Source organism: Streptomyces sp. DG2A-72 (genome assembly GCF_030499575.1).
GTDB lineage: Bacteria > Actinomycetota > Actinomycetes > Streptomycetales > Streptomycetaceae > Streptomyces.
The window spans coordinates 6,937,499-6,960,774 of record NZ_JASTLC010000001.1 but is presented as its reverse complement, the minus strand read 5'-3'; the positions used below and the strand labels follow the sequence as shown (position 1 = coordinate 6,960,774).

21 protein-coding genes and 2 pseudogenes are annotated in these 23,276 nt (G+C 69.0%); 12 read left to right on the top strand and 11 right to left on the bottom strand.

Annotated features, from left to right (window positions below; all coding sequences use genetic code 11):
- Positions 1-100 precede the first annotated feature (100 nt).
- Positions 101-3,148, bottom strand: coding sequence for an AfsR/SARP family transcriptional regulator (locus QQY66_RS33135; protein WP_301983978.1), 3,048 nt, complete (start codon positions 3,146-3,148; stop codon positions 101-103).
- An 874-nt stretch (positions 3,149-4,022) separates the two neighbouring features.
- On the opposite strand from QQY66_RS33135, the gene QQY66_RS33130 reads away from it, so the two are divergent.
- Entirely contained in the window at positions 4,023-4,496 is a 474-nt protein-coding gene (locus QQY66_RS33130; protein ID WP_301983977.1) for a hypothetical protein, read from the top strand.
- Between the two features lie 358 nt (positions 4,497-4,854).
- Here the strand turns inward: QQY66_RS33130 and QQY66_RS33125 are convergent.
- Positions 4,855-4,995, bottom strand: a pseudogene (locus QQY66_RS33125) (IS5/IS1182 family transposase); the annotation flags it as partial.
- Positions 4,996-5,157: 162 nt separating this feature from the next.
- Here QQY66_RS33125 and QQY66_RS33120 point away from each other — a divergent pair.
- Positions 5,158-5,280, top strand: coding sequence for a hypothetical protein (locus QQY66_RS33120; RefSeq protein WP_301983976.1), 123 nt, complete (start codon positions 5,158-5,160; stop codon positions 5,278-5,280).
- Positions 5,281-5,419: 139 nt separating this feature from the next.
- Here the strand turns inward: QQY66_RS33120 and QQY66_RS33115 are convergent.
- Positions 5,420-5,638 (bottom strand): annotated as a pseudogene (locus tag QQY66_RS33115) (IS5/IS1182 family transposase); the annotation flags it as partial.
- Between the two features lie 207 nt (positions 5,639-5,845).
- Between QQY66_RS33115 and QQY66_RS33110 the strand changes: the two are divergent.
- Both QQY66_RS33110 and QQY66_RS33105 read left to right on the top strand, forming a co-directional pair.
- On the top strand, positions 5,846-6,229 hold the full coding sequence (locus QQY66_RS33110) for a metalloregulator ArsR/SmtB family transcription factor (RefSeq protein WP_367667095.1): 384 nt from the start codon (positions 5,846-5,848) through the stop codon (positions 6,227-6,229).
- Positions 6,226-6,717: an SRPBCC family protein gene (locus QQY66_RS33105; protein WP_301983974.1), complete on the top strand. Its 492-nt coding sequence runs from the start codon at positions 6,226-6,228 to the stop codon at positions 6,715-6,717. The genes QQY66_RS33110 and QQY66_RS33105 overlap by 4 nt, the downstream gene beginning before the upstream one ends.
- Before the next feature lie 403 nt (positions 6,718-7,120).
- Here QQY66_RS33105 and QQY66_RS33100 read toward each other — a convergent pair whose 3' ends face one another.
- Positions 7,121-7,249, bottom strand: a complete 129-nt coding sequence (locus tag QQY66_RS33100) for a hypothetical protein (RefSeq protein ID WP_301983973.1) — start codon at positions 7,247-7,249, stop codon at positions 7,121-7,123.
- On the opposite strand from QQY66_RS33100, the gene QQY66_RS33095 reads away from it, so the two are divergent.
- The 8 genes from QQY66_RS33095 (at position 7,248) to QQY66_RS33060 (ending at position 14,761) form a co-directional block, all read left to right on the top strand.
- Positions 7,248-8,057, top strand: a complete 810-nt coding sequence (locus QQY66_RS33095) for a hypothetical protein (protein ID WP_301983972.1) — start codon at positions 7,248-7,250, stop codon at positions 8,055-8,057. The genes QQY66_RS33100 and QQY66_RS33095 overlap by 2 nt on opposite strands.
- A gap of 171 nt (positions 8,058-8,228) precedes the next feature.
- Entirely contained in the window at positions 8,229-10,346 is a 2,118-nt protein-coding gene (locus QQY66_RS33090; protein ID WP_301983971.1) for a toll/interleukin-1 receptor domain-containing protein, read from the top strand.
- Between the two features lie 915 nt (positions 10,347-11,261).
- Positions 11,262-11,846, top strand: a complete 585-nt coding sequence (locus tag QQY66_RS33085; RefSeq protein ID WP_301980930.1) for a DinB family protein — start codon at positions 11,262-11,264, stop codon at positions 11,844-11,846.
- Positions 11,847-11,891: 45 nt separating this feature from the next.
- A complete protein-coding gene (locus tag QQY66_RS33080) occupies positions 11,892-12,137 on the top strand; it encodes a hypothetical protein (RefSeq protein WP_301983970.1) in 246 nt (81 codons plus the stop codon).
- Between the two features lie 121 nt (positions 12,138-12,258).
- Positions 12,259-12,732 (top strand): pyridoxamine 5'-phosphate oxidase family protein, encoded by a 474-nt coding sequence (locus QQY66_RS33075; protein WP_301983969.1) that lies wholly within the window; start codon positions 12,259-12,261, stop codon positions 12,730-12,732.
- 199 nt (positions 12,733-12,931) lie between these two features.
- Complete coding sequence (locus tag QQY66_RS33070) at positions 12,932-13,774, top strand: GNAT family N-acetyltransferase (protein WP_301983968.1); 843 nt, start codon at positions 12,932-12,934, stop codon at positions 13,772-13,774.
- Between the two features lie 178 nt (positions 13,775-13,952).
- On the top strand, positions 13,953-14,444 hold the full coding sequence (locus tag QQY66_RS33065; protein WP_301983967.1) for a hypothetical protein: 492 nt from the start codon (positions 13,953-13,955) through the stop codon (positions 14,442-14,444).
- Positions 14,441-14,761 (top strand): transcriptional regulator, encoded by a 321-nt coding sequence (locus QQY66_RS33060; RefSeq protein WP_301983966.1) that lies wholly within the window; start codon positions 14,441-14,443, stop codon positions 14,759-14,761. The genes QQY66_RS33065 and QQY66_RS33060 overlap by 4 nt, the downstream gene beginning before the upstream one ends.
- A 74-nt stretch (positions 14,762-14,835) precedes the next feature.
- On the opposite strand, the gene QQY66_RS33055 is transcribed toward QQY66_RS33060, so the two are convergent.
- The 7 genes from QQY66_RS33055 to QQY66_RS33025 form a co-directional block, all read right to left on the bottom strand.
- On the bottom strand, positions 14,836-15,708 hold the full coding sequence (locus QQY66_RS33055) for an anchored repeat-type ABC transporter permease subunit (protein ID WP_301983965.1): 873 nt from the start codon (positions 15,706-15,708) through the stop codon (positions 14,836-14,838).
- Positions 15,705-16,427, bottom strand: a complete 723-nt coding sequence (locus QQY66_RS33050) for an anchored repeat-type ABC transporter ATP-binding subunit (RefSeq protein WP_367667094.1) — start codon at positions 16,425-16,427, stop codon at positions 15,705-15,707. Before QQY66_RS33050 ends, QQY66_RS33055 begins: the two co-directional genes overlap by 4 nt.
- Before the next feature lie 37 nt (positions 16,428-16,464).
- Positions 16,465-17,985, bottom strand: a complete 1,521-nt coding sequence (locus tag QQY66_RS33045; protein WP_301983963.1) for a TIGR03773 family transporter-associated surface protein — start codon at positions 17,983-17,985, stop codon at positions 16,465-16,467.
- Complete coding sequence (locus QQY66_RS33040) at positions 17,985-19,517, bottom strand: anchored repeat ABC transporter, substrate-binding protein (RefSeq protein ID WP_301983962.1); 1,533 nt, start codon at positions 19,515-19,517, stop codon at positions 17,985-17,987. The genes QQY66_RS33045 and QQY66_RS33040 overlap by 1 nt, the downstream gene beginning before the upstream one ends.
- Positions 19,518-19,618: 101 nt before the next feature.
- Positions 19,619-21,283 carry a choice-of-anchor M domain-containing protein gene (locus QQY66_RS33035; RefSeq protein WP_301983961.1) on the bottom strand — a complete coding sequence of 555 codons (1,665 nt, stop codon included), beginning with the start codon at positions 21,281-21,283 and terminating at the stop codon, positions 19,619-19,621.
- Complete coding sequence (locus QQY66_RS33030; RefSeq protein WP_301983960.1) at positions 21,283-21,924, bottom strand: choice-of-anchor M domain-containing protein; 642 nt, start codon at positions 21,922-21,924, stop codon at positions 21,283-21,285. The genes QQY66_RS33035 and QQY66_RS33030 overlap by 1 nt, the downstream gene beginning before the upstream one ends.
- Positions 21,900-23,276, bottom strand: a complete 1,377-nt coding sequence (locus QQY66_RS33025) for an acyltransferase (protein ID WP_301983959.1) — start codon at positions 23,274-23,276, stop codon at positions 21,900-21,902. The genes QQY66_RS33030 and QQY66_RS33025 overlap by 25 nt, the downstream gene beginning before the upstream one ends.

Below are 23,276 nucleotides of genomic sequence, written 5' to 3'. Positions count from 1 at the left end.
CCGCACGCAAAGGGCTGGTGATCTTGTTGGCACCTGCCGTACATCGAGGCTGTCGCCGTCGACGGCGGCCTGCGGGTACGGCTGACCCCGGCTGAGGTGGTCACCATCCGGCGGGGCGCAGGTGTGGCAGTGGGGTCGGGTGGCGGAGGTCCAGCTGGGTGGATATCTGTGCTGCGGTTTCCTCGTGCTGCTGGGCTGTCTGCGGGTGGATTGCAGCGAGCAACCGCGCGAGGGCGTGGTGCGCTTGAGCTTCTTCGTGGAGATGGCGGCCTTGTCGGGCAAGGGTGAGAGCGAGCGTGTGCTGCTGGAGTGCCTCATCTGCCTGCCCCAGCGCATACAGGGTGTGGCCGAGTTCGATTCTGGCGTATGCCTGGAGCCGGGTGTCGTTGTCGAGCATGGTTACCGCCAGGCGTTGTGGTGTTAGTGCTTCCTGGGGGTGTCCTGAAGTCCGCTGTGCTGTGCCGATGAGGACGAGTGTCTCGGCTTCGCCTTCTTTGTCGCCGATCCGCTGCCGCAGGTCGCGGGCTTGCTGAAGGTGGCTGAGGGCCTCGTGGTGGGTGCCGAGAGCGATCAGGCACCGGGACAGGGCCGTCAGTACATGGTCGTTGGGGCTGAGCTGACTGAGTTCTTGGCAGCCGGTGTAGGCGGCCCGCAGGTAGGAAAGGGCCGCCTCGTGCTCGCTCCGTAGTCCTCGGACGGTGCCGCGGGTCCAGTATGTGATGATCTTCGCGTCGAGTCCCAGGGGGGACAGAGTGGGAAGCTGGGCGAGTTCGGTGAATGCCCGCTCCGCGTGGTCGTAGGCCGCTGCGTGGTCGCCTCGCTGAAGGAGCATCAGTCCGAGCAGGGCCAGTGTGTGTGCGTGGGATTCGGTGTTCTCGAGCTGTTCCGCGGAGGTGCTCAGCAGGTTGTAGGCGACGGCGGGGTGGCCGGCCGACCAGTGGGCCAGTGCCAGGAGTGTGTTGAGCATCGTTTCGCCGCCGTCGGCTGCGTCCTGTGCTGCGGACAGGCCCTTCTCGAGTAGTTCGATCGGATCGCCGGCAAGGTTCTGGGACAGAAAATGCCACATGGAGATGGCGAGCTGCCAGGCGTAATCGGTGTGCCCCTCTGCGGCGGCGCACCTGGTCGCGGCGAGGAGATTGCTCTGCTCCGTCATCAACCAGGTCTGCGCTGCGTCAGCCTGGGTTCCCCCATCCGCAAGATGTGCTGCCGCCTCCGTCACTGCCTTTAGGTAGTGGATGAGCATGCGCTCGGTTACCAGCGGGTCGTCGGACAGGCCCCGGGCGTACTGGCGCAGCAGGTCATGCTGGCGGTAGCGACCGACGGCGGCCTCCTCGGCCAGATGAACATCGACCAGCCTCTGCAGCGCGTCGTCAGCCGCGGCAACCGGCATGCCGGTCATCACCGCGATGACAGCGGCGTCTGCGTCAGTACCGGGATGCCGCCCCAGAGCACAGAACACCTGCTGGTCGACGGGCGAGAGCTGTTCGTGAGACATGCGGAACGCCAGCGCCACTTCCTGGTCGGCGAACAGCTTTGGCAGCTGCCGCCGGGCGCTGGCCAGCTGTGCCGACAGATGGGCCACCGGCCAGGCGGTACGGTGTGCGAGCCGGGCCCCGGACAGCCGCAGCGCCAACGGCAGCCCCGCGCACAACCGGACGATGCGTGCCACTGCCTCCGGCTCGGCCGCCGCCCGATCAGTCCCGACAATGCGAGCGAAGAACGTTGTGGCCGCAGCCTGCGTCAGTACCCCCAAAGACAGGGGTTGTGCCCCCGCGAGGGCCGGCATCCTGGCCCGACTGGTCACGATCACGAGGCTGGGACCGGCCGGCAGCAGCGGGGCCACCTGCGTTTCGTCCACGGCGTTGTCCAGGATGACCAGGAGCCGCGAGGCAGCGGTCGCCGCCCGCCACCGTGCCTGTGCGTCGCTGGGCGCCGTTACCCCGAGCTGGCCCAGCAGCGTCTCCAGGGCTTCGTCGGGAGTCAGCGGTGTCTTGCCCAGGCTGTGGCCTTGCAGATCGACGAAGAGCGCACCGTCCGGAAACCGGTCGGCGAGCAGCTGCCCGGCCTGGACGGCGAGTGAGGTCTTACCGACCCCGGCCATCCCGTCAACTGCGTGGACAGCCGCCCCGTTCTGGGCTGACGCCACCAGCTGGGCAAGCTCCTCCTCCCGCCCGGTGAAATCCGGCAGGCCACGAGGAAGACAGTTACGCCCCAACGCGGCGGCCGGGCTTCGTGCTGGGATGCCAGGAGTGACGATACGGATGGAAGCCGCAGCCTGCTCGGCCTGTTGGCCATCCGTAGCCTTGGATCTCAGCGGTTGCAGAGGCTGTAGGGGACTCTGCGTCAATCCGGGGCCGGCTCCCTCGGGTGTTGAACCGTTCGGACTGACAGCCGGGTCCGCAGCGATGATCTGCTGGTGCAGCTGCCGAAGAGCCAGTCCTGGGTCACAGCCCAGCTCGTCCCCCAGCCTTCGCCGGATGACGTCGTAATGCCGCAACGCCTCGGCTTGCCGCCCGCTCCGGTACAGGGCGAGCATTAGCTGTCCGGCCACCCGTTCATCGAGCGGAAACACCTCCGCTCGCGTCGAGCACTCCGCGAGGATCTGGGCGTGCTGCCCAAGCCGCAGCCGTGCCTCCACCAGTTCCAGCTGCGCGGCCAGCCGCTCTGCCTCCAGCCGGGCACGCTGGGCATTGAACCAGGCGGTGTCGAGGCCGACGAAGGCATCACCGCGCCACAGCCCCAGCGCTTCCTGCCACAAAGCCACCGCACGCTCATCCGTATCCGCCTCCCGGGCCTGACTCGACAGGCGACGGAACCAGTGCAGATCCACCGCCTCCGCGTCCACCGCAAGCCGGTAACCGCCCTGCTCCCGCGTGATCTCCGCCCCCGACAACGCCTGACGGAGCCGGGACAGATATCCGTACAGCGTCACCCGGCCGCGCTGCGGCACCCGCTCACCCCACACCCGCTCCATCAACGCGTCCGCCGGCACCGCCCGGCCGACATCCACGAGCAGCGCAGCCAGAACCTGCCGCTGCCGGGCATGCCCTAAGTCCACCAGCGCCGTGCCCTGCCATGCCTCGATGACTCCGAGAACGCCGAACCGCACATACCCCCCAGCCATGACCACGCCATCCTTGGTATACATGTCGCTGACCAGGCCATTCAAGCCCGATTCAAGAGTTCCCGCAGGTTCTTCGAAGGCTGTCGCCGCACAGTGGTTGACGCAACACCCACGGAGGGGGACAGGGCAGTACGGGCCGGCGTGTCCGGTGCCTTGTCTGCCCAGCTGATATGCACGGGCAACAATGCGCCAGCCGCTGAACTCGATGTTACGAGCCCTTGGGGAGCCGTCCAGCGATGGACGGGGCATGGGGCTCGATTCGGAGGAGTGCGATCGGCATCCGCCACATCATTTGTCGGCGGATGCCGATCCATAGATGCACCACCAAGCGGTACGTCTCCCGCCGAGAAAAGTGCAACTCATGAAATCCGTCATATGGCGAAGGAGACGCATATGCGAGCACGTCTGTTGCTCGCAGACCTCGTGATGGGAGCCACCATGCTGGCCAGCGGCGCAACCATCGCGCAGGCAGCCCCCAGGGTTGCGGGCTGGGAGTATATGGCACCCATCCCTCGGCGCAGTGCAGAGATCTGAGGAATTCCTACACCGCCGCGCCAAGTGCGACGCGATCGGCGGCCGCATGTACCAGCTCTGGATATGTGTTCCATAGTGGCCGTCTTCATCTCGGGTCGGCTTTATGAACCAATGACCGTTTCAAGCGGCACCGGATTCCTGCAAACACAGGAGCAGACAGTGATCAAAGCAACGTTCGGTTTGATCGCGGCATGGTGGCTGGGCTCGCGGTAGCACCGCTCGCCGGCGCCGATCAGACCCAGACCGTCGCCTGCTGCGGCATGCCGACCGGCCACCAGTAAAGGGCACTCAACAGCAGCAGAAGAGCTAAACCAGGTACCCAGCCAGGAATGGCTGCATCGGTTGCGACTACAGAGGAGATCAAATGAGCTTGAGAAGAATCAGAAAACGGGCGGCTGCAATGGTCGTGACGATGATCGCCGCAGTCCTTGTTCCGCTGGCGGCGCCGGCACCAGCACAGGCAGCACAGAACGTTGCGGCCGGAACGGCCGCATGGACACCGGAGATCTACCCGCTGTTCTCGGGCGAGTCGGTAGAGCGGGATGTGTCGAGTTTCACTCGGGACGCCAGGCTGCGTGCGTGCGCCCTGCGAGAGGGAATCGCCTGCGTGTCGGTTGGCCAAGGCGACGGCAAACACAGCCTCTTCCACCTGTACAAGTGCGATACGCGGTCGCTCTCGAACTTCATCGACGCGCTCGCTGTTGTCAACCACCAGACTGGCGAAGCCCAAGTCCATTTCTGGGGGCCCAGGTACGAGGTCTACATCCCTGCGAACAACACGGTCACCCCGGTCCCGGACTACGCGACGTACGACTTCGATCGCCTCGATCTCTGCTAAGGGCACATCGACCCGGGCACGCTGATCATGGTGTCCGGGTCGGAAGCCTTTGCAGTGACAGCTGCGGAGTGACGACTGTCTGAGGTACAGGTGGTCGAGACCCTGGTTGACCACGCTGCGCCGGGCGATCGTGAACAGCCAGGCCTCCTCCACGGCCGCATCCGCTACGAAGGCGCCTTCGCCGTGCTCGACCTCGACCACGCCCTCGCCACCGCCTACAACTCGGCACACGCCCCGGCGCACTCCCTAACCGTGATCGGCTACACCACAACAAGGGACGCCATCTGGCTTCGTTGCGCGGACGGTGCAGCGGGGACACACACGTCACGGTTTCCAGGTGCCGCTAGTGCTGTGACCACAGGGGCAGCAGCTGGGTGACGTCGTTGCGGTTGCCGCCGGTCAGCAGGACCGCGAGTGGGGTGCCGTGCCGTCGGTGATCAGATGGTGCTCCGAGCCGGCCCGGCCGACGGTCGACCGGCGAAGGGCCCGTGTGCTGACCCCTTTCAAGGTCAGTAGCCGCGCGGAAGCGCCGTGCGGAGCGGGCTTGGCGCCGGCCAGACCGAGACCGTCGCCTGCTGCGGCGGCACGCCCGGCCAGCCGTAAAGGGCACTCAACAGCAGCACAGGAGTTGCACCAGGTTCCCCTTCGACAAGGAGATGCGATGCGCAAAGCCGTACTCGGCTTGTTCGTGGCACTGGCCGCGGTACTCGCCGTAACACCGCTCGCCAGCGCCGACCAAACCCAGACCGTCGCCTGCTGCGGTGGCATGCCCGGCCATGGGTAGGGGCGCTCGCTGTTAGCTCGACGTTGCATGAGGGGCCGTCAGCTCGCTGGCGGTCCCTCATCCTCGTTCGGAACGGTGACCAGATGGAGGCTCGCCTTGCGCGACAAGCTCCGGGTCAGCGTACGAGCAGGCCGGGCGGTCAGCCGGCGGCCGTCTTGCGTGTCCACTGGCTGGTGCGGGGGCTTTTGCGGGTCAGGCGTCGGGTCATCATGGTGATGAGTGCCCAGTTCAGGTGGGCTTCGGCGTGCTGCGGGAGGCGTTCGTAGTCGCGTGCGTTGCGTCGGGCGTTCATGCACCAGCCGATCGTGCGTTCTGCTTTCCAGCGGCGGGGGAGCACGATGAAACCCTTGGCGCCTTTGGGAACGTCACCGGCCAGTCCTGTGACGCGGCCAGGACTCAGATGGAGGCCAACGACCTCCGCCTGGGCTGATGCGCTCGGAAGTCACGCATGGTGACAGGGGTTGGCCTGTGTGCGATGCCTCGGCGTGGGCCTATCAGGCTTTGAGGCCAAGGTTGAGAGCTACTTGAAGCGTAACCTATGGGTTACGCTTCGAGGGTGGACGAATTGACCGAGGTGGCCGATGCCATCGCTGATCCGGTGCGCCGGGAGATTCTGGTCATGTTGCGCCACACCCCGCTGACGGCGGGCGAGATCGCTGCACCGTTCACCATCAGCCGGCCTGCGGTGAGTCGTCACCTGCGCGTGCTGCGCGAAAGCGGCCTGGTCAGGGACGAGCAGGTCGGACGCCACCGGCGCTACTCGCTCGTCCACTCCCGGCTGGGTCACCTCGCCAGATGGCTCGCCCAGTTCGACGCTCAGCGGTCCGACTGGTCGCAGCGCTTGGCAGCGCTGGAGACCGAGGTCCACCGCACCCGGCGGGACCGGAGCCGGGCGGAGCCCACAAGCACCCCGCGCATCACGCACCACTCCCAGGAGGACACGGCATGACCCTTGAGCCCACCGGACGGCTCGTACCTACGCCGACGGGATACGACCTGATCCTCACCCGCACCTACCGCGCCCGCGCCGACGACGTCTGGGCGAGTGTCACAGAGTCGGAGCGCACCGCCCGCTGGTTCGGCCCGTGGCGCGGCCAGCCGGCGCCCGGCCGCACCGTCGAGGTGCAGCTGACGTTCGAGGAGTCGGCGCCTTGGTGCCCGATGCGGATCGAAGCCTGCGAACCACCGCACCGGCTCGCCGTCTCGATGGAGGACGAGGCCGGCTTGTGGTCGATGGAGCTGCTACTTGCCGAGACCGGCGGCACCACTGAGCTCCGCCTGGTCCATCACCTTGCCTCCACCGAGCACCTCGGCGAGACCGGCCCGGGTTGGGAGTACTACCTAGACATGCTCACCGCAGCGCGCACAGGCGAGCCCCGGCCCGACTTCGAGGACTACTACCCCGCGCAGAAGGCATACTTCGAGTCCCTGGCCTGAGGCGTTGTCGGCCCCGGACTCCCAGCCACGCCACCCGGCCCGACGGGACGATGAGTCTCGAACGCTGCCCGCACATGATTTCTCGGAGTGGGATTCGCCGGATGTGAACACGGCCTTCGTCCGATTCTGTGCTCCGACCAAAGGCACACATGACCAGATCGAAGGTCGTTGGGGAATGACTCTGTTGCATCGCGATACCCAGCGGGAGCCGTCCACTTTTGCGTCACACTTCCCTACGTTGTTCTGCGGGACGTGGTGAGCCCTTCGTATGGTTCACCCACCCAGGGGCGCGGGCACGGCGCGATGTATGACGCACTGAAACCGCGGGCGGATCGATACGGACGGGCTGCGGCGACTGCTGGCGAGCGTGTCGCAGCCCGAGGCCGCAAACGAGCGGCTGGTGCTAGCCGTGGACGTCGGCAACGACGTTGATCACTATCGTGGACAGGCGCATGCCGGGTGCGTCGTACGACGCACGCCTGCCGAGCGGGCGGGAACCGCCCTGGGCGGGGCGTGGAACGGGAGGGGTCATGACGGACGGCGGGACCGCGTCGGTGCGGACGCGAACGGTGCTGCGGGCAGTTGCACGGGCGGTGTTGGCGGGGGTGCTCGGCGCTGTCGCCGGCATTGTCGCCTACTCGCTCAGCCAGACGGGCGGGCAGAGCCTGTCCGTGGTGGTCGGAGGCCTGCTTGGCGTCGCCGCCGCTCTCGGTGGCGACCTCTACCGCCGCTCCGTGCAGTTGACCGAAGTCCGCCTCGTCCTGCCCGGCAGCGAAATGACGTTCAAGGCGAACACCGATATGCGCCAGGCCGCCCAACGGATGTTCTTCCAGGCCTCGACCCGCATCGCCACCCGACCGCTGGAGGACGGCAGCGGCAATCTACGCGAGGCGCTCACGTCACTCAAGACGCTGTTCGACCTGTATCGGGAGCCCCTGGAATCGGGGGAGGCACCGCCCCCTCCGTCCCATGGCGACTCGGTGCACGAACTGATCCTGGACATCCTCAACTTCGAGCTGGCTCCCTTTCTGTCCAAGTGGCACCCACGGCTCCAGGCCTTCGAGCAGGCACACCCAGACCTGGACGAGTCCGCATGGCCGGACAACGCCGCCTTCCGCCAGGAGCTGCAGACCCTGCAACAGAACCTGCGCCCCTACTTCGTGGCCCTCGGCGAGATCGCGGGACTACGCGATCCCGAGCGCCACCTGCGCCCGTCGGCTCGCCGCTCGGACAAGCCGCCATCCAGCCCTCCCCACCCCTTGCCGGGACAACGCCCCGCCACGACGGACGGGACATGCCCTGACCCCACCCCAGCCGCCGACGACACGGATGACCGATGATGGGGTGGTGATCACTACTGGACCGACCGGTGCGACGCTGCAGAAAGGGCCGTCGTGCGCCTTCATGTCGCCCGCATTCAACGCCCCCCCCCCGCTGTATTCGAGGCTGATGCCGTCACGAGTGTGCACGGCCCGGGGGCGCACTGAGGACAGGCGAGGGAGACCGTGCTCGTGAGCGCCTCGCCCGAGCGGCCCCCCTCCGAATGGGATGTGTTCGTCAGCTACAGCCGCTCCGCGACCACTCAGGCCGAGGCAGTGGTCGTCGCCCTGCGTGCCCAGGGGCTGAGGGTGTTCGTCGACGACACCGCCGTGGAGGACTTCGCCTCGATCACCACCACCATCACCACGGCGCTGGCACGCGCCAAGGTGCTGCTGGCCCTGTACTCGTCCGACTACCCGCAGCGCCGTGCTTGTCAGTGGGAACTCACCTACGCCTACTTGGCAGGCCAGCGAGAGGGTGACCCCCGTCGACGGATCCTCGTGGTCAACCCCGAGCCGTCCGCCGAGCACATCCACCCGGTCGAACTCCGCGACGCCCGATACTGGCCCTGGCGCGCCGAGGCCGAGGAGGCGAACCGGCTCGCCACACGCGTTCACGCCCATGTCGCCGGACTCTCCGAGCCCATGGGAGTCCACACCGCCTCCCCCGTCGTCCCATGGCTGCCCGCTCCCGCGCGCACGGGCTCGGCCCGCTTCACCGGCCGGCTCCCCGAACAGTGGCAGATCCACACCGCCCTGCACCGCCACCAGGCACCGCTCGTGTCCCAGGCCGGCAGCGGACGCACCGCGCAGCTGCGGGGCATGCCTGGCATCGGCAAGTCCCTCCTCGCCCAGGAATACGCGCTGCGCTTCAGCTCCGCCTTCCCCGGCGGCGTCTTCTGGTTCGATCTGCACACCGACGAGCCCGAGGACCTCGGTGCCGTGACCCGCACCGTGGACGCCTATGCCGACCAAGTAGCCACCGTATTGGCGGCTCTCGGCATCGATGCGACGGACACGTCCCTCTCCCGGCTGCTCAGCCGACTCGCCATCCACCTCGGCGAGCAGAACGCCCCCTGCCTATGGGTCGTGGACGGAGTCCCGAACGGACTCACGAACACCCAGTTCCATCAGTTGCTCGGCCCCCACCTGCTCGCCGCCACCCTCATCACCACGCGCTCCCTGCACTACGCCGCCTTCGCCGAGCCCATCGACGTAGCCCCGCTTCCGGACGACGACGGCCTCACCCTGATCACCTCGCGACACACTCCGGCCGACGAATCCGAGCAGCACGCCGCCCTCGCCCTGGTCCACGATGTGGGCGGCCATCCACACGCACTCGACGTACTCGCCGACCTTGCGGCGTCGACCGGCTTTGGCCGTGCACGCGAACGGCTTCACGCCCCAGGTGGCGATGTGCTCACTGGTTCGCCGCCCCGCGACCGAACCAGCGGGCGGCTCGCGGCGTCCCTCCTCACCCGCCCGCTGACCGGGCACGGCCCGGTCGACGACGTCCTGCGTCTGCTCGCTCTGGCCTGCCCGGCACCGCTGCACCAGTCCACCCTGGAGAACGTGCTCGCGGCAGTCTCCCCGTACGATCCCTGGGAGGCTTGTCCCTTGGTGGCAGAAGCCGTTGAGTCCCTTCTCGGTTCCGGCGCCCTGCGTCCCGACCCCGTCCTGTCGCATACCTGGACCATCCACCCGTTGCTGGCCCGCGCCGTGCGACGGCATGACATCGACACCGCCCGCCAGGAGGATCTCCGGCGGCTGCTCCTGCACGCCCTGGCCGCAGTCCCCGCCCCGACCGCCCGGCCCCCGCTTCCCTCTACTCAGGCCCTCCGGGATCCCTCGGCCAAGCACCGCGGTCCGGGGCCCATCGAGCGCGCCGCAGCCTTCGACCTCCAGGTCGAACTGGTCACCCGTGTCGGCGTCCAGCCGCTCGCCCCGGACCAAGGCTCGCTGCGCGAAGCCCTCACCTCCCTGCACGCCCTCTTCGCCACTACCCGGGAGGTCCTCCACCGGGTCGCCACCGAGACTGCGGCACCGCTCATCCTGCCCCGCACAGCCGCCGCGCTCGCGAACGAGCACCTCCGCCCGTTCCTCTCGACCTGGCACCCCGCCCTCCAACAGCACGAGGCCAAGCGCCCCGACGGCGCCAGTCCCACGGCGCATGAGCACGCCTGGGAACGCGCCGCCGAGATGCGCGCGGACCTGGACCGACTGCGCCTTCCCCTCACGCGGATCGCCGCCCGGCTCGCGGAACTGACCGGCGTCGATCTCCTCACGGAACTGCCGCCGGACGAGCGATAGCCACCACCACACTCACCGCGGGCACGTAGTACTGGTATCCCGCGACGACCAAGGTGCGGCACCTTCGCGTCTCGCCGTCTCCGGCACGCGCCGGTCGCGGGCCGCAATTGCAGCAACTACGACTACGTCTGCGGCGACCCGGTCAACGCCGAGGACGTCACCAGGTGCCTGCCCTGCAAGATTCCGTGGTACGGGACGCCATGGCCGACGCGACACAGCTCGCGATCGTCGGGGGGGGAGCAGTGGCGCCGTCGCGCCCAGCGCGGTGTCCGCTGCACCCTGCTGTCCTGGAGCCCTGAGAAGGTTCTGGACGACGACCCACCGCTGGATCTACGTCTGTTCGTCGAAGATCTACCGGGGCTACTGATCATCACCGGCTGCCTTCGCACACTGTTTGACGTCCATCAGGCGCATCAGGTTCCGCTTGGGCCAGGCGCAGGTAGACGCTGAGCGCGTCGGCGGGACGGGTGGCCCGCGTCTGATCGGCAAGCGTGAGCCTCCCCCAGGGCCGCCTTCCGCTGCTGCGGCAGGCTCTCCCGCCGCTTCCTGAAGAATCTCCGGCAGTTGGTGTTCCAGCGGCCGGTCGGAAGGCACGTAGTCGTACTTGGGAATCCTGACCGAGGAGTGCCGTTCGGTTGCTGAAGACCTCATCGTGCTCCACCGCGTGATGGGCGGGCGTCCAGTAGTCGCTGACCAAGGCATTCAACCGCCACCGCAGCACGTCTGCCGGCGACTGTCTACACGGCCACTCACCAATTGAGAGACGTCTGAGAGGTTGTCTCACGTGGCAGGTTTCGCGAGCTTCTTGTAGCAGGTCAGGGCGGCGGCCATGGCCAGGCCTTGGCTCTGCCAGTCGTTGCGGACCACGTACGGGATCTTGAGACCACGAGACAGCCCATGGCAGGCTCATGCCGCATGATCGATGAATTCGCGAAAGACAACCTGCACGGGAGACTGCGGCGGGACCGCAAGGCGCTGCTCTGGAAACTCGACGGTTTGTCCGAGTACGACGCCCGCCGGCCTTTGACAGCGACCGGGACCAACCTCCTCGGCCTGGTCAAACACGTGGCCACCGTCGAGGCCAGGTACTTCGGCGAGGTCTTCGACCGCCCTTGCCCGGAACCGCTGCCCCGGTGGCAGGACTCCAACGGCAGCGATCTGTGGGCGACCGAGGACGAGACCCGCGATCAGATCATCGGGTTCTACCGGCGCACGTGGGAACACTCGGACGCGACGATCAACGAGCTTCCCCTCGACGCCCCCGGCCACGTGCCGTGGTGGACGGAGCCTTGTCCCAACACGAACCTGTTCGCCGTCATGGTCCATGTCCTCGGCGAGTCCATCCGGCATGCCGGGCACGCCGATATCCTGCGCGAGGGCCTCGACGGCCGGACCGGCGTGCGCGCCGAACACGAGAAGCCGATCGACGAGGAAGCCCGTGCAGCCTACTGCGCGAAGATCGAGCAGGCCGCCAGGTCGGCCGCACCAATCAAGGCTTAGAGGTTGTCGCACGTGACTTGATGTTCGTGCGGCACGATGCCGGTCGTGGGTGCTGATCTGTCGAAGCGTCTGGTTCCTGATGAACTCTGGGAGCTGGCCGCCCCGTTGCCGCCGACGTTCGGCACGTCGCCCGCCACCGCGCATCGCCGCTTCACGGTATGGACCGAGGCCGGTCTGTGGCGTCGGCTGCACCGGGCGGTGCTGGACGAACTCGGGGCCCGAAGCGAGGTGGACTGGGCCTCGGCGATGGTCGACGCGGCCTCCGTTCGCGCCAGAAGGGGGGATCGCTGACCGGGCCGAATCCGGTCGGTCGCGGCAGGTTTTCCCGGAGAGCCCCCGGCAACGGTCCGCCGTCGGGCCTAGGACCTGCGCCCCATGCGCACCGTGACCGTGTTGGCTAAGGTCGGCGCTCATGCAACCTGCGGAGATCATTCGTCGCGACGCGGCAGAGCGCAGGCGCGACGCGCTGGAACGGCTCGGCGCGGAGCGCGACATGTGGGTGTCGACGGCCCACCCCGAACACGGTCCGCATCAGGTGCCGCTGTGGTTCCTGTGGGACGGGCAAGCGGTGTGGATGTGTACCGGTGCGGGCTCCGCGACCGCGCGCAACGTACGCGAGGAGCCGCGCGTTCGGCTGGCGCTGCCGGACACCTTCGATGTGGTGCTGCTGCAAGGGGATGCGGAGTGCTGTCCCGCGCGGGAGGTGCCGCAGGATGCCGCGGATGCGTTCGCGGGCAAGTTCGGCTGGGATCCGCGTACGGAAGAGGCGCCCTTCGTGTACCTGCGCGTGGCGCCGCGGACAGTGCGCGCCTGGCGCGGAGAACCGGAGCTGCGCGGCCGGGTCGTCATGCGCGACGGGGTGTGGCTGCCGGTAGCACCGGCGTAGTTCGAATGTGCGGCGGTGGGCCACCGCTCACCGAAGCCGGTGATCTTGCCCATGCTGGTGATCTTGACCTTGAGGCCGTCCTTGTGACGACTCGGTTCGCGATACCGCTGTCGGCAGTTGGTCGTCGTTCGTCCAGGACGGCTGTGGCCGGGCGTAATGCGGTGGCTGTGGTTCGCGGCCTGGTGCTTGGATGCTTGGCGTGACGTCTGCGGATCTTGATGATGGTCGTGAACTGCTGGACCGGCTTGAGCAGTATTACGACGCGGTACCCCGCTCCGGCGCTCGCGTCGAGGACTTGGGGCCGCTGACGTTGTTCATCCAGGAGGGGCAGAGCTGGCCCTTCTACGCACGTCCGGCCCTGGGGTGGTCCGGACCGGTGAGTGCGGTGGATGTGACCCGGGTGCGCTCCCGGCAGCGGGAGTTGGGCATCCCGGAGAGTTTCGAGTGGGTTGCCGAGACCACACCTGCGCTGCGGGCCGCGGCTGAGCGGACAGGGCTTGTGGTGCACGAACACCCATTGATGGTCCTTGGCTCTGATGTGCCGACCCCCGTTGTGCCGGATGTGTCCGACAGCCTGGTGGTGCGGACTGTGGGACCGGGCGATCCCGTGCTGCCGAGCGCGCTGGCCGTCCCTCACCTGGCCTTCGCCGATCCCGGAACCGGTGTCGGTGCGGCGGGCGTTGCGGAGCTGAGCGAGGCGGTGCGGAGCCGCGCCGATGACGGGTCGGTGGAACGTGCGGTGGCACGCATCCTGGCCGGCCTGACATGCGTTGCCGCCGCCGTGGACGACGGAATGGCGCTGTGCGCCGGTCAGCACCAGCCGGTGGGGGCGGTCAGCGAGATCGTCGGGGTGGGAACCCTGCCGAACGCGCGCCGCCGTGGTCTTGCGCTCGCGGTCACCGCGGCGCTGATAGCCGACGCACGCTCGCGAGGCGTCGAGACCGTCTTCTTGTCCGCGGGCGACGACGACGTCGCCCGGATCTACGCCCGGCTCGGCTTCCGCCGCGTAGCCACCGCGCTGATCGCCGAGCCCGTCGAGTAGCGACATGCGAGCCGGCCTTCGCTGTGACGCGACGACGGCCGCACGGCTTGGACGGATCGTCGTGTGAGTGCACGCTCTCGAGCGGCGCGGAGGCGAGCGCAAGCGGGCTCGCCAGTCACTTGCCGTACCGGAAACCTTGCCCTTTCCGTACTGGAAACCAGCCGCTACTCTTTCCGTCATGGAAACTAGCGGAGCACGACTGACGCCAGAGCAGGCCCGTTCCGCCCTCGCGGACACCGAGCACGTCCGGGCCTCCGCCGCGGCGCTGTCGGCCACACCGTGGCCGAACTGGTTCTTCATCACGCTTACTCTCTACGTTGCCGCGCTCCCGATCGTCTACGGAGGCGTCGTGGCCGACTCGGACTGGCTGCTGCCGGGCTCCGCCTGGATGGGCATCATGGTGGCGATCACCGCGGTGTACGGGGCGCTCTTCGCCGTCGCGGCCAGGGCTTGGCGTGACAGGACCGGGGTGGCGCTGCGGTTGGACGTGCTGCCGAAGCGGGCGACCGTGCCGCTCATGGTCGGCCTGCCCGTGCTGCTGGTGGGGGCAGCGTTCGCGTTCCGCGTCACGGGACGGCCGGTGTGGCTGATCGCGGCCTCGCTGATCGGTGCCGCCGTGTCCGTCGGCTTCCACCTCGCCTTCGTCCGTCTGCATCGGAAGACCGCGTGAGCGCCGAAAACGATGACCTTCTGGAGGGTTTCGACACCACCATCCACGCCCCGAACCGGCTGCGCATCTGCGCCCTGCTGGACACCGCGGGCGAGGCGGAGTTCGGCCTGGTCCAAAAGCAACTCGCCCTCTCCGCCTCCGCGCTGAGCAAGCACGTCACCGTGCTGATGGACGCCGGCTACGTCGAGCAGCGCAAGGCCGTCCGCGACACCCGGCAGCGCGTGTGGCTCCGACTGACCCGGCGAGGCCGGGATGCCTACCGGGGGCACCTTGCGGCGCTGCGGGCCATCGTGGGGCCGTCGGATCCGGCTCTCTGATCACGATCGGAGCCGGATGAGGAGCGCGGCAGGGTGACCGTGCGGGCGGCCTTGTGGGGTCTCTCTTCTGGGCGTCACCGCCCCGCGGGCGCGAGGGTGGCGGGGTCCGGGCGTCGGATGAGCTTCGCCAGCAGCCCGTGGCGGGGGGCCAGGCACCAGGTGAGGATGAACATGCCGGTGAGGACCACGACCACGGAGCCGCCGGCGGCGAGGTCGTAGGCGTATGAGACGTACAGGCCCGCGACGCTTCCGGCGCAGCCGATGAGCGAGGCCAGCAGGGTCATGGCCCACAGCCGGTCGGTGAGCATGCGGGCGGTGGCGGCGGGGGTGATGAGGAGGGCGAGGACGAGGATGTTGCCGACCGCTTCCAGGGACATCACGATCGTCGTGGTGACGACGATGTAGAGCGCCAGGTCGAGGCGGAACACCGGCAGACCGGCTGCCCGTGCCGTCTCGCGGTCCAGGCTGACCGCGACCAGTTCCTTGCCGATCGCGAGGACGACGAGGATCAGGACGGCCCCGATGGCGGTCACGGTCCATACGTCGGACGCGCTGACGGCGAGGACCTGCCCGAAGAGGAAGGAGGACAGGTCGGTCGTCCAGCTGTCGCGCGTGGACACCAGGACGATGCCCAGTCCGAAGGCGAAGGCGAAGAAGACGCCGATGACGGTGTCCTCTTTCAGCCGTCGGTTCTGGGAGACGAAGGCGATGAGGACGGCCGTGGTGATGCCGGCCGCGGCGCCGCCGAGGAGGAGGTTGCCCTCGAAGGCGTAGGCGAGCGCGACGCCCGGGAACGCGGAGTGGGCGACCGCGTCGCCGATGAACGCCATGCCGCGCAGCACGACGTACACGCCCACGACACCGCATACGAGGCCGATGATCGCGGCGACGGCGAACGCCCGTTGCATGAAGGGCAGTTGCCAGGGATCCGTGAGGAACTCGATCACGCTACGGCTCCGATCGCGCGGTCCAGGCCGAACGCCCGCAGCATCTGGTCGGGGTCGGCGAGGAGTTCGGGCCCGCCGTCGGCCACGACCGTGCGGTTGATCAGCGCCACCCGGTGGCAGGTGCGGGCGGCGGCTGCCAGGTCGTGGGTGGTCATCAGCAGTGCTCTGCCTTCCGTGGCCAGCCGGCCGAACAGCTCGTTCAGCAGGTTCTGGGTGGGGACGTCGACGCCGGTGAACGGCTCGTCGAGGAGGAGGATGCGCGGTCCGGCCGCCAGGGCGCGAGCCACCAGGACCCGCTGGCGCTGGCCTCCGGAGAGCTCGCCGATCGGGCGCCGGCGCAGCTCGGTGAGTCCGGTCAGCTCCAGTACCTCGGCCACGGCCGCCCGGCCCGCGGCGCCCGGGCGACGCAGCCAGCCCGTCTGGCGGGTGCGGCCGGTGAGGACCGCGCCGGCGACGTCGATGGGGAAGTCCCAGGCGAACTCGTGCCGTTGAGGCACGTACCCGATGCGCTGCCCGGCCCGGCGGCCGGTCCGGCCCTCCACGGTCACCCCTCCCCCGGCCAGCGGCACCAGCCCGAGCACGGCCCGCAGCAGCGTCGTCTTGCCCGCGCCGTTCGGGCCGATGAGACCGACCAACTCGCCCGCGTCGACGGACAGGTCGGCCCGCTCCAGGGCAACCCTCCCACCGAGTACGACGGTGGCGCCCGCGACCCGTAGCAGCGGGCCCGGGCTGTCGGGCACGCCGTCGGCCGGTCTGTCAGCCACGTGCGGTCCTCCTGCGTCGGACGGCCAGCACGGAAGCCGCACCCAGGGCCGTGAGCGTAGCGGCCGCGGTGCCCAGCAGCAGCGCCTGGCCGGCGCCGGTGGAGGCCATCGAGCCGTCGTCGGAGCCGTCCGCCGAGGAGCCGCCCGTGGAGTCGGAGTCCGTGTCGGAGGCCGCTGAGCCCGACGTGTCCGAGGAGCCGGAGGTCCCCGAGCTCCCCGAGGTCCCCTTCCCCGAGCCGTCGCCCGGCTCGACCGCCGAGGGGTCACTGTCGCCGACCACGAACGTCACCGTCTCCGTGTCCGACACCTTCGTGCTGTTCGCCAGCGTGCCGCCCATCTTGAAGGTCAACCGGTACGTCCCCTCCTTGGTGAACGCCCAGCCGCCGTGCGCGTGCGTGTTCTGTGCGACGTCGAAGGCGTCCGGCACCCCGTCCTTGCTGTTGAACAGGACGTCGGCGCCCGACATCGCGTCGTAGGTGTAGAGCGCGTAGGCCCCCGGGCCCTCGACCGCGGTGAGCGAGAACTTCACGCCCCCCTTGGCCGCCCCCGCCTCGATGTTGTCCGTGGACCAGCCGGGCCACAGCAGCCCGTCCTGCTGCACCTGGTCGAGCAGCCACACCGGGTCGCCGCCCTTGCCGAGGAACGCGAACTCCTCGTTGTCCGGCAGGGTGTTCTTGGCGGCGGGCTTGACGTGCAGGACCACGGAGGAGGGCTCGCGCCAGGTGGTCTTCCCGGAGACCGTGCCGTCCTTGACGTGGATCTGCAGTGTGCTGTCGACGACACGGGCGGCGAAGTCGACGTGGCCCTCGTCGAGGACCTTCGTGTCGGACGCGACGGCGGCGGAAGCTGTGGTGGCGGCCAGGGCGGTGCGCCGTTCGGTCCCGGCCGCCTGCGTCACGGACTTCGCGGCCGTCGTCGGAGTCTGCTCCTCCTCGGCGGGAGGCTCCTCGGCGACCGGTGCCTCCGGGGCCGTGTCCCCGTCCTCCCCGTCCGCCGTGTCCCCGACCACCACCGTGTACACGGTCCCGACGGACAGCTCCCGCCCGTCGGCCGCCGTGGCCTCCGCGGTGAAGATGACCTGGTACGTGCCGCCTTCGCTGAACTCCCAGCGGGTGTCCCCCTGTTGGCCCACCGGCAGCTCGCGCTCGTCGGGCAGTTCGTCAGCACTGTCGAACAGCGGCACCCCCTCGTCGCCCGAGTACACCTTCAGGTCACCCGGACCGTCGAGCCCGGTCAGCGACCACCGCACCGTGTCCCCGACGACCGCGCCCTCGGGCACACCGGTGGTGTCCCAGCCGGGCGCCGACGCGTCGGCCACCCCCGCGCCGCCGACCTCGATCACATGGGCACGGTCCGCCGGATCCAGGGTCAGCGCCCCGCCCCCGTAGGCGATCCGGCCGAGTCCGGACCCGGCTGCCGTACGGTCGTCCGCGACGGCGACCCCGCCCCCTGCCAGCGTGGCCGCGAGGACCACCGCCACGGCGACCCGCTGAACTCTCCGTGCACTCCTCATCAGGCGTCCTCCCCCAGGCACTTGGCGAGCTCGGTCGCGTTGTGCCGCATCATCGATACGTAGTCGTCGACCTTGTCGTCGAACGAGTCGCCGTAGATCGTGCAGATGCCGACGCCCTCGTCCTCGGCGACCCGGCGCAGCACGTCGGCGCGCGCCGCGAGGTTCGGTTCCAGGAACACCGACGGGACCTGCTTCTCCCGGATGGTGGTGCCGAGTTCCTCCACCTCGGCCGCGCTCGGCTCCTGGTTCGGCAGAGGCACGACGAAGCCCGCGATCTCCATTCCGTACGCCTTCGCGAGGTACCCGAAGGCGTCGTGCGTGGTGATCAGCTTGCGGTTCTTCTCCGGCACGGTGGCGAGCTTGTCGGCGACTTCCTCGTCGAGGGCGCCGAGGGTCTTCAGATACGCGGCGGCGTTCTTCTCGTACGTCGCTTTCCCGTCCGGGTCGGCCTTGATCAGCTCGGCCTCGATCCGCCGGACGTACGCCGCCGCGTTGGCGACGTCCTCCCAGGCGTGCGGGTCCAGGTCGCCGTGCACATGCTTGCCGATCACGGCCTGCGGGAGCACCCACAGCTCGTCGCCCGCCTCGCCGAGGAAGGCGTACACCTCCTCCTTCGGCACGGTTTCCCTGGCCCGGTCGGGCACGTTGAGCACCACGTCCTCGGCCGCGAGCCGCGCCGGCTCGCCACTGGTCTCGTCGTCGGCGCGGACGTACACCTTCCCGGTCTCGGCGTTGAGCGCGAGGTCGGCGTGCCCGCCGTCGAGCACCTTCGCGCCCTCGGGCGCCTCGGCTTCGTCGCCGACGGTGAAGGCGAAGGTTCCGCTGCCGATCTCCGCGCTCTTCCCGTCGAGCGTCTCGGTCCGCCCCTCGACGGTCAGCCGGTACGTACCGGGCTCGCTGAACGCCCAGTTGACGTGCGTGTGCGCCTCGGGCGGCAGGGTGAAGGAGTCCGCGTCGTCGAGGCCGTCGGCGGAATCGACGTACACCTTGGGCCGGCCGAGCGTGTCGGTGAGGTAGACGCGCAGCTCGCCGGGTCCCTCCAGCTTCGTGGCGGTCGTACGGACTTGGGAACCGTCTCCCTCGACCTCGCCCTCGACGGCCCAGCCGAGCCACAGGACGTCGAGCCCGAGGTCCTCCTCCAGCTTTATGACTGTGCCGCCGTGCTGCTCCAGCTTCTCGGCGATCTCGATCTTCGGGGCGGACTTCCGGGTGTTGGTGTGGACCATCTTCATGATCCCGGGCTCTTCGAGCAGCAGACCGTTGCTGAACACGACATCGGCCCTGGCGACCTTGGCCGCGTCACCGGGGCTCGGCTCGTAGGAGTGCGGGTCGCCGTGGTGCGGCACGATCGAGGTGACGTCGACGCGGTCGCCGCCGACCCGCGTCACGAGGTCGGCGATGATCGCCGTGGTCGTCGACACGGTCAACTCCGCGTCGGACGACCCGGTTTGAAGCCCGCTGCACCCGGAGAGCAGGGCGCTCGCCGCGACCAGCGCGGCTGCGACGGTGGTGCGTCTGGGGTGGCCCCGCATGGGGCTCCTCCTTCTGTCGAACACGTCTCGAACACGTCGGTGCCGCGTACGACGGACCGGGTCGCTGCCGGGCGGGCGCCGGTCCGTCGTACGCGGAGTTTTCACTGGGAGGTACCGCGCCGTCGTACGAAGAGCACCGCGCCGCCGCCCACCAGCAGGGCGAGAACGGCGATGCCTCCGATCACGGCGACCTGCGCACCGGTGGAGGCGAGTCCGCCGGTCGTCGAGGTGCCGCTGCCGCCGGCCGACGCACTGCCGCCGGTTCCGGAGGACGCGGAGCCCGGGTCCGTCGCCGAGGGCGCGGGGTTCGCCGAGCCGGATGTGGACGCCGACGGGGAGGCGGTCGCGGTCGGTGACGTGGAGGCCGACTGCGACGGAGTGGTCGTGGGCGTCGCAGTCGGCTCGTCGCCCGCGCCCGGCGTGACGGTCGACGGGTCCACGTCGTCCCCGACGACCCAGGCGATGGTCTCCGTGTCGCTGACCTTCGTGCCGTCGGCGAGTGTGGCGCTGACGGCGAACGTCGTGCGGTAGACGCCTTCCTGCGCGAAGGTCCACACGGTGTGGCGGTGGGTCGGTACGGACAGGTCGAAGGTGTCCGGCAGGCCGTCCCCGCTGTGGGCGTGCATGGTCACCGAGCCGACCGAGCCTTCCGTGAAGATGCTGAGCGCACCCGGACCCTGGACGGCGTCGAGCCGGAAGGCGACACGGCCGTCGATCTCGGAGCTCTTGAACTGGTCGGTGCTCCAGCCGGGCCAGACCAGACCGTCAAGTTGCTGGATGGGCAGCCACCAGACCGGGTCGCCGACCGGGCCCAGGAACTCGTACCCCTCGGTGATCTTCCGGCGGGCGCCTGGTTTCACATGCAGGACGACTTCGTCGGGCTCGTGCCACGCGTGGTCGTGGGCCGTGCCCTCCTTGATCTGGAACTGCAGCGCGCCGTCCACCGGGCGGGCGGCCAGATCGAGGTGGCCGTTGTCGATGACGTGGGCGGCCGGCGCGGTGGGCGTCGAGGGTGAGGGAGTTGTGGACGTGGGGGGCGCCGAGGGCGTCGGGGTGGAGCCGTCGCCGGGCAGTACGTCGTCCGGGTCGACGTCGTCGCCGACGACCACGGCCAGCGTCTCGGTGTCGGTGGAACCGCCGCTGGTGACCGCGAGGGTCAGGCGGTAGACGCCTTCCTCGGTGAAGCCCCAGGTGGGCACGGCCCGTTCCGCGTCCTTGGCCAGGGTGAACGCGCCGTGGGCGCTGTCACCGCTGTTGAGGTGCTGCACCGGGCTCTCGTCGTTGTTGTCCATCTCGCGCGTGTAGGTGTACATCGCGAAGCGCCCCGGTCCCTCGAAACCCGCGAGGCGGACCTCGGTGTCCGCGCCCGCCTCGGTGCCGTTCCAGCCCGGCTCGGGTGCGAAGATCTGCCCCGCGTTCTCCCAGCCGTTGAAGAAGTAGGCGGAGAGCAGCGTGTCGCCCAGGATCGGATAGGCCGGGCCGATGAGGTCTTCCTTGGTCGCCGGTCCGGCATGCAGCACGACCTCGGACGGCTCCCGTACGACCGCGGAGTCACCGCTGCGGTCGTCGATCTGCAACTCCAGCTTGCCGTCGACCAGTCGGGGCGTGAGGTCGAGTTCGCCCTCGTCGAGCACGACGGCGTCGCCGGCGGCGCGGGCTGCCCCGCTGCCGCCGGCGACCAGCCCTGCCGCGCTCAGGAGCACCCCGGTGGCCACGATGAGCGCCGCACCGGTGAAGGCACGTCTGTCGCGCGTCAGGGCCCGCATCACGAGCTGACGACGACGGTGTAGGTCGCGGTGGCCGACTCGGTCACGCCGCTCACCGTGCCCTGGACCCGGAAGGTGAGCCGGTAGGTACCGGCTTCCTCGAAGGCCCAGTTGGCGTGGTTGTGGGCGCCGACCGCGAAGTTCCTGGACTTGAAGAAGGTGGTGGCGGTGTTGCTGTCGTACCAGCGGGTGCTGCCGGAGTAGACGCTGAAGTCCTCGGTCGTGGCGCCGTTGCGGGTGGCGCTGACGAGGCGGTAGCTGATGCTGTTGTTGGCGAACACACCCGTGGTCAGGTGCTCGGCGGAGATGCCCGGGAACAGCACCCCGGCCGCGTCGGCGGCGGCTTCGGTGTCCGGCAGCAGCCAGATCTGGCTGCCCGATCCCAGCCAGCCGTGGCCCGGGTTGGCGACCTTCGCCGCCGCGGGCACGGCCAGCGTGACGTCCGCGGGCTCGTACTCGGTGTCGGTCTCCTCGTCGTGGACGTGCAGGTGCAGGTCGGAGCCGTCCCACTCGGCGTCGAGGACGTCGACGTGGCCGCTGCTCAGCGTGGTGGCGGCGAAGGCGGATGTGTTGAGGCCGGCCGTGGCGAGCGCGGCGGCGGCGATACCGGTGACGGTCAGCAGGCGTCTGTGGGTACGCAAAAGAAACCCCCCTGGGTCATGTTCATGCCCGCACGGGCACGAATAAGACGATAATCGTTTTCATAAAGGGTTGGCAATGAGATTGGCGCATACCTGTGTGACAGTTGACCGGACGGACTCGGGTCTCGTTCGCGCCCGGGGACGAACGGGTGCCACCGCGTGACGCGCCGCTGCCGGCGGCGTTGGTCGCTGGTCAGGAGCCCGATGGGCCGTTGCGGTTCATCGGCTACGCGGGCTTCGTACTGGCGCCCGATCAGCGAGCCGAGTATGCGGTCTTGTTCCTCGGAGACGGCCTCGATGTCGGGATAGCGCACCGAGGAGAACCGCGCGTCACCGGCAGTGCTGCTGACCACCTCATGGCTGGTCGCGATCCAGGCGTCCAGGCGGCGGTCCCAGAAGAGATAGCGTCGTTCGGCGCGATCCACGATGCGCGGGCTCAGCAGGGCGATGGCGGCCACCAGGATGTAGGTGAGCGCCTCGACGAACCAGAAGTGCATGGCCGTGTCGCTGTCGTGCGGCCCGAGGACGCTGTGCAGCAGGACGAGGTTGGTGAGGCCGTAGTCATCGGTGAGCGGAAGGACCAGGGCGATCCAGGCCAGGCTGGGCAGGACGATGCGCGCGATGCTGTGCAGTGCGTGCCGGGCACGTTCGCGGCGTTCGGCGGAAGGGGTGAGGTGGAAGCGGGCGAGGTTGTAGCCCGCGACCGCCAGCAGCAGGTGGGCGCCGCCCTTGACGTAGAAGACGTGGATGTGCGAGCCGACGATCATGACGATGGCCGCTGCCCGCAGCGCGATGCCGGTCTCCAGGGTGCGTCGTCTGCGCGAGCCCTTCCCCGGTGCGGACTCGGCGGGCTCCGGCCGGCGGAGGTCGCGTATGGGCCTGGTGTGCCAGTCCCGCGGCAGACGACCCAGCTCCCGCTCCAGGGTGAGCGACATCTCGACATACGACAGTGAGTCGCCGCCCAGCGACACGAAGCTGCTGTTCTCGGTGACGTCGGCGCGGTCGAGGATTTCGGCGTACAACTGGACCAGGTCCGACGGTTGTTCATCCGACCTCGGCGTGGGTGCGCCGCCGAGTCTGCGTACGGCCTCATGGTCGGTCTTGCCCGTGGGCAGCCCGGGCAGTTCGGGCAGGACATGGACGGCGACTGCCCGGGGCGGGAGCCCGAACTCACCGGTCACAAGGCGTCGCGCCCGGCTCGCGTCGGTGTCGCTCCCACCCGCTACGGCGACCACCAGTGCGCCGTCGGCGCCGGCGCAGAGGGCGCTGAAGCCGTGACGGTGCAGCAGAGTGGAGAGCTTGGGTCGTACGGCCAGCGCGAGGTCCGTGGGGTGTTCGGCGTAGCCGAGCAT